The organism is Endozoicomonas atrinae (assembly GCF_001647025.1).
GTDB lineage: Bacteria > Pseudomonadota > Gammaproteobacteria > Pseudomonadales > Endozoicomonadaceae > Endozoicomonas > Endozoicomonas atrinae.
The window spans coordinates 1-462 of sequence record NZ_LUKQ02000788.1 but is presented as its reverse complement, the minus strand read 5'-3'; the positions used below and the strand labels follow the sequence as shown (position 1 = coordinate 462).

General features: G+C 52.2%; 1 protein-coding gene. It reads right to left on the bottom strand.

Going from position 1 to position 462, the window contains the following annotated elements; genetic code table 11:
* Window positions 1-462 (bottom strand): hypothetical protein (locus AK963_RS34470; RefSeq protein ID WP_202969984.1); only part of this gene is annotated, 462 nt, incomplete at both ends.

Sequence of the window (462 nt, the reverse complement as noted above, 5' to 3'; positions counted from 1 at the left end):
ACCGGCTGATTTATCCCAGGCTCTGACGGTGAACGTTGCTGCGCCATTAAAGTCAGCATTGGGCACAAAACGTACATGGTTATTGGCATCGAGCAGCAGGGCATGGTTGTCACCGAGGCTGCCATCATTAATGGTCGTCCAGTTGGCGCCGCCATCAACCGAGTATTCCCAGCTGCCATTGCTGTTATCGACGCTGGTAATGGCAACGGCTTCTACCGGGTTGCCATCGATATCGGTAATACTGCCATCGGTCACTATCTCAGCAATGGTATTACCGCTGTTGGTGGTATCGTCTTCATTAATGGCTGATAATTCAAAACCGTCTTTATACAGCTGGGTGCGAATCTCATAGGCATCGTTATCCTGCCAGCTGAACGCCAGCGTCCCGTCACTGAGTTCAACGACAGTAGGCTGTTTATCGGTTTGGCCAGCACCGACCCTGAAGGCGTTGTTAACGGGGGC